At 45.7% G+C, this 9,255-nt stretch carries 8 protein-coding genes and 1 pseudogene; 8 read left to right on the top strand and 1 reads right to left on the bottom strand.

Going from position 1 to position 9,255, the window contains the following annotated elements; translation table 11 throughout:
- The 3 genes and pseudogenes from KO531_RS03890 to KO531_RS03880 all read left to right on the top strand — a co-directional run.
- A pseudogene (locus tag KO531_RS03890) lies at window positions 1–204 on the top strand (IS4 family transposase); the annotation flags it as partial.
- A gap of 87 nt (window positions 205–291) precedes the next feature.
- Complete coding sequence (locus KO531_RS03885) at window positions 292–1,041, top strand: ferredoxin--NADP reductase (RefSeq protein ID WP_105250220.1); 750 nt, start codon at window positions 292–294, stop codon at window positions 1,039–1,041.
- Window positions 1,042–1,133: 92 nt separating this feature from the next.
- Window positions 1,134–1,730: a glutathione S-transferase N-terminal domain-containing protein gene (locus tag KO531_RS03880; protein WP_219250432.1), complete on the top strand. Its 597-nt coding sequence runs from the start codon at window positions 1,134–1,136 to the stop codon at window positions 1,728–1,730.
- A gap of 14 nt (window positions 1,731–1,744) precedes the next feature.
- On the opposite strand, the gene KO531_RS03875 is transcribed toward KO531_RS03880, so the two are convergent.
- On the bottom strand, window positions 1,745–2,146 hold the full coding sequence (locus tag KO531_RS03875; RefSeq protein ID WP_219250431.1) for a hypothetical protein: 402 nt from the start codon (window positions 2,144–2,146) through the stop codon (window positions 1,745–1,747).
- Window positions 2,147–2,366: 220 nt separating this feature from the next.
- Here KO531_RS03875 and KO531_RS03870 point away from each other — a divergent pair, with 220 nt between their 5' ends.
- The 5 genes from KO531_RS03870 (at window position 2,367) to KO531_RS03850 (ending at window position 9,203) form a co-directional block, all read left to right on the top strand.
- Window positions 2,367–3,374 (top strand): Fe(3+) ABC transporter substrate-binding protein, encoded by a 1,008-nt coding sequence (locus KO531_RS03870; RefSeq protein ID WP_131525198.1) that lies wholly within the window; start codon window positions 2,367–2,369, stop codon window positions 3,372–3,374.
- Between the two features lie 76 nt (window positions 3,375–3,450).
- Window positions 3,451–5,082, top strand: coding sequence for an iron ABC transporter permease (locus KO531_RS03865; protein ID WP_219250430.1), 1,632 nt, complete (start codon window positions 3,451–3,453; stop codon window positions 5,080–5,082).
- A complete protein-coding gene (locus KO531_RS03860; RefSeq protein WP_028759403.1) occupies window positions 5,082–6,161 on the top strand; it encodes an ABC transporter ATP-binding protein in 1,080 nt (359 codons plus the stop codon). The genes KO531_RS03865 and KO531_RS03860 overlap by 1 nt, the downstream gene beginning before the upstream one ends.
- Window positions 6,162–6,306: 145 nt before the next feature.
- Window positions 6,307–8,019 (top strand): gamma-glutamyltransferase, encoded by a 1,713-nt coding sequence (gene ggt, locus KO531_RS03855; RefSeq protein WP_219250429.1) that lies wholly within the window; start codon window positions 6,307–6,309, stop codon window positions 8,017–8,019.
- A gap of 248 nt (window positions 8,020–8,267) precedes the next feature.
- Complete coding sequence (locus tag KO531_RS03850; protein WP_173496718.1) at window positions 8,268–9,203, top strand: Dyp-type peroxidase; 936 nt, start codon at window positions 8,268–8,270, stop codon at window positions 9,201–9,203.
- Window positions 9,204–9,255 lie beyond the last annotated feature (52 nt).

The raw sequence follows: 9,255 nt of genomic DNA, 5'->3' as shown, positions 1-9,255 counted from the left end.
TGGCTAAAGACGGAAAAAAGCCAACCGCCCGAACAAGTCCCCAGTGTGCATTGGGCTTATCTAAGATTAGGAAAACTCGCGGGCTGGAATGACAGCAAACGAAGCGGAATTGTGGGCTGGGAAAGGTTATGGCAAGGATGGTTTAAACTGCAAACCATCCTTGAAGGTTACCAGCTAGCCTTGTCTCTTGAGCAAAAGATGTGATCAAGAGACAGTTATATAAGGGGTTTTTGTTGTGCAGAAAAAAGTCTATGCTGGAAGCCTATTTAACGTTTCGCTTGAGGGCAAGTTATGTGGATTAGGGGACAAGTGATAGAACGTATTGATTGGAGTGATAAGTTATTCTCATTGCGCATTGCTGCCGAGTTAGCTCCATTTATTCCTGGTCAGTTTATCAAGTTAAGTCAAATGCAAGATGATAAGCGTGTGGCTAGAGCCTACTCCTTAGTTAATTCTCCCGATAAACCTTATGCCGAGGTGCTCGCCGTTGCGGTAGAGGATGGCCTGTTATCGCCTCAATTACACAACCTTGCAATAGGCGATGAAATTGAAATTACCTCAACCGCGACTGGTTTTATGACCTTAGCTGAAATTCCTAAGGGTGAACTCCAAGGGAAGCATTTGTGGTTTTTAGCCACAGGAACAGCAGTAGGGCCATTTTTGTCTATGCTCGACACCGATGAACCTTGGGAGCGTTTTGAAAAAGTTGTGCTTGTGTATGGCGTGCGCGAGGCACAGGATTTGGCATATCTTGATAAGTTGCGTAATTTAGAACGCAAATACCCTGAACAATTTACATTAGTCTTGAGTGTGACCCGTAAACCCTTTGCCGATGCTTTACAGTGCCGTATTCCCGAGGGGATAGTCTCGGGTGAAATCGAAAAAAAGGCAGGACTAACCTTAAACGCAGCTGACTCTCAAGTTATGATCTGCGGCAATCCGGGTATGATTAATGGTGCGCAAGCCGCTTTACTCGATAAAGGGTTGGTGAAGAATTTACGCCGTGCTCCTGGGCAAATTACCGTTGAAAAATACTGGTAATCTCAATTTTACATAGAAGGCGAGAGTAAACTTGTTGCCGTTCTTGCCCCTAAAAAGCCATAGCGTTTAATGCAAACAAAAGGAAATTTTTGATGAAGTTGTTAAGTTCTCAAGCTTCGCCCTATGCCCGTTGTGTAAGAGCCTTAATCCAGTATCTAGGGATTAACAATATTGAAGATCAGTTAGTTAATCCCTTTGAAAACAGCGCAGAATTACTCGATGCTAACCCGTTAGGACAGATCCCATGTCTTATTACCAACGATGGTGTAGCACTATTCGATAGTGAAGTGATTATGCGTTACCTAGATGCAGAGCTTGGCGATCGTAAGATGTTTGGGATCTCAAATAATAACTGGGTGCTGGAGTGTCAGTATTCTTTAGTCAAAGGCTTAATCGATAGCGCGGTGAAATTACGCCAAGAGCAAATGCGTGAAGAAGAAGGCGTGAGGTCAGTATTTTGGACTGCACGTTTTGAACAAGCACTGCTGCGCGGCCTTATGCAGATTGAGCTTCAAACTGTGATCACCCAAACCACGATTCAAGCACCGCAATTAGCCTTGATTTGCTTACTCGATTATGTGGATTTTAGACATCCAGAGCTAGATTGGCGTAAGGTTGCACCTGCGACAGCACTTTGGTTCAGTGAAATGCGTGATTTACCTGCATTTATTCAAACTCGTCCCCAATAATCCGCAGAGGATGCTCAACCGTCGGTTGCGCGTCTTCCTTTTGGCCTATCACGGCGATTTTGTTCACCAAAAGCGCCGAATAATTCACGAGTAACCCCATATTCTACTCTGCGATCATTGCCTAGTTGGCGCCTGTCTTCATGGTGTTGATAGCGGCATTGGCAGTTTGCCATAGTGCATTCTTCCATCGGAATTTCGGGCGCATCTTTCGATAAAAATCGTTTTCCAGAAAGCGCTTCAATCTGCACACAGCAACTGCCGTTATTCACTATGCTCACACTGTGAAAACTGTGAGTTTTATTAATACTGGGATCTGCAGCTTGAGAAGAGTGTTTATGTCTTTTGGGACTAGTATTGAGTTTGAATAAGCCAAATAGCGCAATTGCGGCTACGCCTAGTAGCAAAACAGTTAACATAACGCCTCCTGAAAGCATTTTAATCAAATTAAGGTTCAGTTTAGTTTGATTTGAGATAATCTCAAATTTTCAGATTAATACCATTAAAAACATAAAGTTAATTAGCTGCTTGCTCTCAAGTTCTGTATCTATTACTCTTGCGAAACTGATAAGCATTATCATTAATGCGTTAGTGTTCAAATTTTACTGAACACGTCATCACTTTGGGGAGAATTCGGTAATGAAATGGGTAACTTGCGCGGCTGTTGTTGGGTTAATGTCGGTTGGGCATTCAGCGAATGCAGATGATAAATTAACCGTTTATTCTTATCGTCAAGCTTTCTTGGTGGAGCCTATCCTGACGCGTTTCACCGAAGAAACTGGCATAGGTGTGAATTTGGTATTTGCTAAAGACGGTATTGCCGAGCGTCTCGTCCGTGAAGGCCGTTTATCCCCAGCGGATCTTGTGCTGACGTCTGATTTTTCACGTTTAGTTGAATTAGTGGATAAAGATCTAACCTCTCCAGTCAAAAATCCCCTGCTAGAGAGCAATATTCCTGCGCAGTATCGCGATCCCGACGGCCAGTGGTATGCCCTGACTATGCGGGTGCGAAATCTCTATACAGCCAAGGATCGTTTAGGCCAGCAGCAATTGACCTATGAAGAATTAGCCGATCCCAAATATAAAGGAAAGATTTGTACTCGCAGTGGTAAGCATCCATACAACATAGCGTTAGTCGCATCTATGATTGCTCATCACGGTGAAGCTGAGGCAAAAACTTGGTTACAAGGCGTGAAAACTAATTTAGCCCGCAAACCTCAGGGGAACGACAGGGGGCAAATTGCCGCAGTAAAAGAAGGTGTGTGTGAGATCGCCATTGGTAATAGCTACTATTACGGCAATATGTTGCAGGATCCTGAGCAAAAGGCGATCGCCGAAGCTGTGACGCTCAACTTCCCGAACCAAGCTGACCGCGGTGCCCATGTGAATGTGTCTGGTATGGTACTAACTCGCCATGCGCCTAATAAAGCCAATGCGATCAAATTGATGGAGTTCTTATCCGCCGATGTGGCTCAAAAGGCCTATGCCGATGTGAATATGGAATATCCAGTGAAAGCCGATGTGGCACCTTCATCTTTAGTGGCCTCATGGGGTAAGTTTAAGTCAGATCAATTGCCCATTTTTAAATTGGCAGAATATCACCAAGCGGCGGTTAAGCTATTAGATGAAGTGCAGTTTGATCTCTAGCTCCAGTGCTAGCGACAAAATGTAGATTTAGGTGATCAGCGCCAGTGATTGGCGCTGTGACGTTTTAAGGATTGACATGATTTTAGGATTAGCCAGAAGCTGGTCGCTTGCTGGTTATGCCGTGGCTGCCTTGCTGGTATTGCCACTATTTGCGTTGATATTTCAAGCTTTTCAGCCTGACGAAGCCGTGTTTGGGCACTTGATGGCAACGGTTCTGCCGACATATATCATTAATAGTTTATTGCTGATTTTCTGGGTGAGTCTGGGGGCGTTATTACTCGCGTTACCCTGCGCTTGGTTGATGGCTCGTTGTGACTTTGTCGGCAGGCGATATTTGCAATGGGCGCTATTATTGCCCCTCGCTATGCCTGCGTATATTGTTGCCTACGTCTATACCGATTTACTCGATTATGCGGGGCCAGTGCAGCGCGGTCTTCGTTCGATATTTGGCTGGGACTCACCGCAGGATTATTTCTTCCCCGATATTCGTACCTTAGGCGGCGCGGCGTGTATGTTGTCGCTGGTATTGTTTCCCTATATTTATCTCTTGGCGCGTACCGCTTTTATGGAGCAATCCTTAAGTTTGGCCCATGCTTCGCGCATTATGGGCTGTTCACCGTGGCAAAGTTTTTGGCGTTTATCTTTGCCTATGGCAAGGCCTGCGCTCGCCGTTGGGGTGGCTTTAGTGGCGATGGAGACGGCCGCTGATTTTGCAACGGTTAACTATTTTGCCGTGCCTACCTTAACGACAGCCGTGTACGACACTTGGTTGGGTTATGGCAATTTGACCGCCGCCGCTAAGTTATCGGCGATTATCTTGCTGGTGGTATTTAGCCTGATTGGATTTGAGCGTTTTGCCCGTCGTAAACAGCAGTTATTCCAAAAACAATCACGTATACAAGCCACAGACTTGTATCGACTCTCGATGACTCAAACCTTGGTCGCACTCAGCTTTTGCGGCATGCTATTGCTATTAGCCTTTCTGTTACCTTTCGGGATTTTATTATCCTATGCCATTGGTTACTTTGAACAAAGCTGGGATAAGAGTTTTTGGCAATTGAGTCTTAACAGCCTCAGTCTTGCGCTGATCACCAGTTTACTCTGTTGCTTAATCGCCTTACTGCTTATGTTCGTTCGCCGGATAAGCCCAAGACAGAGTGATGCTTTGCCCTCACGGTTAGCTTCGACGGGCTATGCCTTACCAGGCACTGTGCTGGCTATTGGGGTATTAGTGCCTTTAACTATGTTAGATTTTGCGATTAACGATCTGGCGGATCTTTTCGGTATAGCAGGCCCAGGCCTTATCCTTACAGGCAGTGTGATGGCATTGATTTTTGCTTTTTGTGTACGTTTCGTGGCAATTGCGATTGGCAGTGTTGAAAGCAGTTATAAACGCATCTCGCCATCGCTAGACATGGTGAGCCTGACCATGGGGCAAACTCCTAGGCAACTTTTGCGGCGGGTGCATTTGCCTTTACTTGCCAAGGGATTGTTTGCGGGCGCTTTATTGGTGTTTATCGAAAGCATGAAGGAACTGCCCGCTGCGTTATTGCTGCGGCCTATCGGTTTTGAGAATCTTGCAACTTATGTATTCCAGTTTGCGTCCGATGAAAAACTCGAGCACGGCGCATTAGCTGCTATTGTGATTGTACTGGTGGGTTTAGTGCCGCTTATTTATTTAAACCGTTCATTGGAGCATCACAGCTGATGACAAGTACGCTCAAGCTTAAGCAAATTCATAGCGATTATCAGGGCCAGCAAGTACTTAAAGGTTTGAGTTTAACGCTCGCCCAAGGGGAAATCCTGGCGTTGTTAGGCCCAAGCGGTTGTGGCAAGACGACCTTATTGCGTGCAGTTGCTGGATTACAGGCCATAAGCCAAGGTGAAATCCAGATTAATGGCCGCATAGTGAGTGGCGATAGCCAGTTTGTACCTAGCGAGCAGCGCGGCATCGGCATGATTTTTCAAGACTATGCGCTTTTCCCTCATTTGACTGTGGCGGAAAATATCCTCTTTGGGGTGGCTAGATTGTCGGGCGCAGAACGTCAGGCACGTTTGGATGAAATGCTAGCTTTGGTCAAACTTGAAGGGTTGGCACAGCGTTATCCCCATGAATTATCTGGCGGTCAGCAGCAGCGAGTTTCGATTGCGCGAGCACTTGCTTATGAGCCGCAGTTATTGCTGCTCGATGAGCCTTTTTCCAATATTGATGCCCAAGTGCGCTACGAGATGATGGCGGAAATTCGCAGCATCTTAAAACAGCGTAATGTCAGCGCGGTGTTTGTTACTCATAGCAAGGATGAAGCCTTTGTATTTGCAGATACTTTAGCCATCTTTAATCAAGGCATCATAGTGCAACATGGTAGTGCCGAAGCCTTATATGCCGCCCCAAACAGCCGCTATGTGGCGGACTTTTTAGGTAGCGGTAATTACTTACCTGCAGCAGTGTTTGATGGGCACAGTGTTGTCACTCCCATAGGTCATTTAACCAGCCTCACGCCATTAAATTTGCCGAGCGAGTTCAGCGGAACAGTATTCTTGCGACCACAGCAATTGACGCTCAGCGCCGATGAACAGGGCGTTGGTACTATCACTGAGCGACGTTTCTTAGGCGCCTTTTGTCATTATTGGGTCAAAATTGAGGCCGCTTCCCATGCTTATTATGTGGAGGTGCGTAGCCAAATGATGCAGCTAAGTATTGGTCAAAAGGTTGGGGTAACGACAGAGCCGCATTCGCTCGTGCTGTTTGAATCTTCAGCATATTCAAACTGTGGGGACCCAATCTAAGCGATGAGTATTTATTCAATGCTGATATGGCATAGCCAACTAAAGTACGACATTTTTGCTTACGTTAAACTTGGGTCTATGCGGTATTGGTTGGTGATATTTTCGACCATCCTTGCTACTTTTATCCTCCGGTTTTGGAGGAATTATGATAAAAACAATAAATTCAATTTGCACCCTCGTTATTGTAGCAACGGTAATATCGTCTTCAGGAGTGATGGCCATGGATAGGATCACAGGTAAAGCCTTCGCAACGCGATCAGAAGTGTATGCAACCCAAGGGATGGCGGCGACCAGTCAGCCTTTAGCCACGCAAGTCGCTATTGATATACTCAAACAGGGCGGCAGTGCGGTCGATGCAGCGATTGCCGCTAACGCTATGTTAGGATTAGTCGAGCCAACGGGCTCGGGTGTCGGCGGGGACTTATTTGCTATCGTTTGGAGCGCAAAAGATAAACGCCTCTATGGTCTAAATGCATCGGGGCGCAGTCCCAAATCCTTAAGTTTAGAAAAGCTTAAATCCCTCGGATTAGACTATTTACCGCCGCTTGGACCTTTGCCGGTTTCTGTACCGGGCACTGTGGACGGTTGGTATGAGCTGCATAATAAGTTTGGTAAATTAGCTATGGCTGATAACCTCGCGCCTGCCATTCATTACGCCCGTGATGGTTTCCCTGTGTCAGAGTTGATTGCCTATTACCTTGATGGCAGTGGTAAAAAACTGGCTAAATTCCCCGGTTTTAAAGAAACCTATATGCCTAATGGTAAGATGCCTGCCGTAGGGGAAATCTTTAAAAATCCCGCGCTTGCTAACACCTATGAGAAAATTGCCAAGGGCGGCCGCGATGCTTTCTATAAAGGTGATATTGCCAAAAGTATTGATAAGTACATGAAATCCCAAGGTGGTTATTTAAGTTATGATGACTTAGCGAGCCATACTAGCGACTGGATAGATCCCGTTTCGGTGAACTACCGTGGTTACGATGTGTGGGAACTGCCACCTAATGGTCAAGGCATTGCTGCGCTACAAATCTTAAAAACTATGGAGCCCTTTAATGTGGCTGCCATGGGCTTTAATAGTCCTGAATATGTCCATTTATTTGTCGAAGCAAAGAAACTCGCCTTTGCCGACAGAGCTAAGTTTTATGCCGACATGGCCTTTAATAAAGTGCCCGTTACTGAGCTTATCTCACAGAAATATAACTATGATCGCGCTAAGTTGATTGACCCTACAAAAGCCGCCAAGAGTGTCGATGCGGGTAATCCAGCGTTGCAACATGGCGATACTGTGTACCTGACTACCGCTGACAAAGATGGCAACATGGTGTCACTCATTCAGAGTAATTACCGTGGTATGGGGTCAGGGATGACACCGCCGGATCTCGGCTTTGTGCTGCAAGACCGCGGGCAAATGTTTGATTTAACGGAAGGGCGTTTTAATACCTACGCACCGGGCAAGCGTCCATTCCATACCATTATTCCGGCTTTTGTGACCAAAGACGGTAAACCTTGGCTGAGCTTTGGGGTGATGGGCGGCGCGACTCAGCCACAAATGCACGCGCAGATTGTAATGAATCTGATTGATTTTAAAATGAACTTGCAAGAAGCGGGCGATGCCCCCAGAATTTTGCATATGGGTTCAACCGAGCCCACAGGCGAAGTGATGAATGATGGTGGCTACGTCAGTCTAGAATCAGGTTTTCCGGTAGAAACCCGTCGTGAGTTGATTAAGAAAGGCCATGTGCTGCGTGATGGACTTGGAGAGTTTGGTGGCTATCAAGCCATTGGATTTAATGCCGAAACTGGCGTATATCGTGCGGCTTCTGAGAGTCGCAAGGATGGTCACGCCGCAGGCTATTAACACTAAGATAAATGCTAAGGTAAGCTCAATACTGAGTGAACCTGACGTCATTGATTCGATTTAACTGATTGGCGAGACTTTAATGGTCTCGTCAATTTTTATGTTTAAGGGTCTTGGGTGGGATAATGCTCCGCTATTGGCATTATCATAAACAGATCAGAGCAAACTGTGCGTTAGTTAATGTCATTTTTAGGTAAAGTTGCGGATAATATTGCCGAAAATGAATTTAGAAAAAGGGTGATAACCAAATGGATATTCAAAATATGCCGCGTGAACAGTTGGGTGTGTGTGCAGAGGGGAACTTACACAGTGTCTATTTGATGTTTAATGCCAATGACAATGTCGAGTCGCAATTACGTCCCTGTCTTGCCAACGTTGCGCAGTATATTTATGAGCTGACAGATCAATATTCCGACAGTGCATTCAATGGTTTTGTTGGTATTGGTGCTAATTATTGGGATAGCCTCTATCCTACTGCTCGCCCAGAACTGCTCAAACCTTTCCCTGCGATGCAAGTGGGCAGTCGTGAAGCGCCTGCAATTGAATATGATTTATTCGTGCATATTCGCAGTGATCGTTACGACATTCTGCATCTAGTGGCTAATGAAATCAGCCAAATGTTTGAAGACTTAGTAGAGTTAGTTGAAGAAGAGCGTGGCTTTAGATTTATGGATAGCCGCGATTTGACTGGTTTTGTCGATGGCACCGAAAACCCTAAGGGGCGCCACCGCCAGGAAGTGGCACTTGTGGGTGATGAGGATCCTGAGTTTAAGGGTGGCAGCTATATCCATGTGCAAAAATATGCCCATAACTTGAGTAAGTGGCATAGATTACCAGTTAAAAAACAAGAGGATATTATCGGCCGTACTAAGCAAGATAATATCGAGTATGAATCTGAAGATAAGCCACTGACCAGCCATATCAAGCGCGTTAATCTTAAAGATGCCGATGGTAAATCAATGGAGATCCTGCGTCAGAGTATGCCCTATGGTTCGCTGAAGGAGCAGGGATTAATGTTTATCTCTAACTGCCGCACGCCAGAACATTTTGAAAAGATGCTGCATAGCATGATGTTTGGTGATGGCGCAGGCAATCATGATCACTTGATGCATTTTACTAAGGCGATGACAGGTTCATCTTTCTTTGCCCCCGCACTAGATTTTATGCTGCAGTTCGACGAATAAGCTTTCTATAATCAAGCCGGATTAGTATCAATCGAGACGCACTTAAGCTAAC

This window comes from Shewanella sp. NKUCC06_TVS, assembly GCF_019345515.1.
In the GTDB taxonomy this organism is placed as follows: Bacteria; Pseudomonadota; Gammaproteobacteria; order Enterobacterales; family Shewanellaceae; genus Shewanella; species Shewanella oncorhynchi.
This window is presented reverse-complemented; position numbering and strand designations above follow the sequence as displayed.